The sequence below is a fragment of the Streptomyces sp. RP5T genome (assembly GCF_003933965.1).
GTDB lineage: Bacteria > Actinomycetota > Actinomycetes > Streptomycetales > Streptomycetaceae > Streptomyces.
Map to the genome: position 1 here is coordinate 1 of NZ_RSAJ01001017.1, position 1,668 is coordinate 1,668.

At 68.8% G+C, this 1,668-nt stretch carries 1 protein-coding gene; it reads left to right on the forward strand.

Translation table 11 applies throughout. The features are described from left to right. Nucleotides 1–400 precede the first annotated feature (400 nt). The gene (locus tag EHS43_RS44040) at nucleotides 401–1,639 is read left to right on the forward strand and encodes an IS110 family transposase (protein WP_125195994.1); all 1,239 of its coding nucleotides are present in this window, start codon (nucleotides 401–403) and stop codon (nucleotides 1,637–1,639) included. The last annotated feature ends 29 nt before the right edge of the window (nucleotides 1,640–1,668 follow it).

The window sequence follows — 1,668 nt, forward strand, 5'->3', positions numbered from 1 at the left end:
TCCTAATCCTTGAGTAAGCGATTCCGGTTGGCTTCGTCAGGGGCGGCCAGGACTGTTGATGTGGTGCGGTTTGCGGCGGCCTCGTGGGCACCGGGCTGACCCCTCTGGGTTCCTGGTCCTCTGAGACCTTCTGAAAGACCGGTGGCGCCCGGTGTCTTCGGGCCGCTGCGAAACCCACCGGCCTGTGCCGAACGTTGATCGTCGTGGTGCAAGCCCTCCGCACGGTGACCCCCGCGTACTCCGCGAGCCGTTCGAGCTCTGATCGAGACCGGGGCCCGCGCGGTGCGCTGGTGTCGCGAACGGCTGGTGAGATGGCGGACCGTCGAGTCCTGGGATTAGGTCGCCGCGTGGCCCGCACAGGCTTGTCACCTGCACAAACGCACGATGAGAGGGGAACGGCTTGAGCGTGTTCTGCGGGATCGACTGGGCCGAGTCGCACCACGATGTGGCCCTGGTAGATCAAGACGGCCAGCTGGTGGCCAAGCGCCGCATCAGCGACGACCTCGCCGGCTACCGGCTGCTGCTGGACCTGCTCGCCGAGCACGGCGACAGCCCCGAGACGCCGATACCAGTGGCCATCGAGACCTCCAGTGGCCTGCTCGTGGCCGTCCTGCGCACCGGCAGGCGGAAGATCTTCGCCATCAACCCGCTGGCCGCCGCCCGCTACCGCGACCGTCACGGCGTCTCGCGCAAGAAGTCTGACCCCGGCGACGCCCTGATCCTGGCCAACATCCTGCGCACCGACATGCACGCCCACCGACCACTGCCCGACGACAGCGACCTCGCCCGCGCCATCACCGTCCTGGCCCGCGCCCAGCAGGACGCCGTCTGGGCCCGCCAGCAGATCGCCAACCAGATCCGCTCGCTGCTGCGCGAGTACTACCCCGTCGCCCTGGCCGCCTTCCTCGGCAAGCAAGGCGGCCTGACCCGGCCCGAGGCCCGCGCGGTGCTCGCCGTGGCACCGACCCCGAGCACGGCGGCCAGGATGACCCTGCCGCAGCTGCGGGCCGCGCTCAAACGGGCCGGCCGCAGTCGCGGCATCGACGCCGAAGCCGAACGCCTCAAGACCGCCCTGCGGTTCGAGCAGGCCCACCAGCCCGCGCTCGTCGAGGAGGCCATGGGTCGACAACTGCTTGCACTGCTCACGCAGTTGGATGCGGCCTGCAAGGCCGTCGAGGATCTCACCGAGGCGGTGGAGGCGTCTTTTCGTCGGCACCCGGACGCTGACATCCTGCTCAGCTTCCCCGGCATGGGCATCCAGCTCGGCGCCCGGGTGCTCGCCGAGATCGGTGACGACCGCGCGCGGTTCGCCGACGCCCGGGCACTGAAGGCATACGCAGGATCGGCCCCCATCACCCGGGCCTCGGGCAAGAAACGCTTCGTCGGACGCCGCTACATCAAGAACAACCGCCTGACCAACGCCGGCCATCAGTGGGCCTTCGCCGCGCTCACGGCCTCGCCAGGAGCAGCTGCCCACTACCGGCGACGGCGCGACCGTGGAGACTGGCATGCCCAGGCCCAGCGACACCTGTTCAACCGCATGATCGGCCAGCTCTACCACTGCCTGCAGACCCGGCAGCACTTCGACGAACAGCATGCCTTCACCTCCTCCTCGGCGGATCTGGCCGTAGCGGCTTGACTTCTTAGGCACGTGAGATGTCTTTCAGC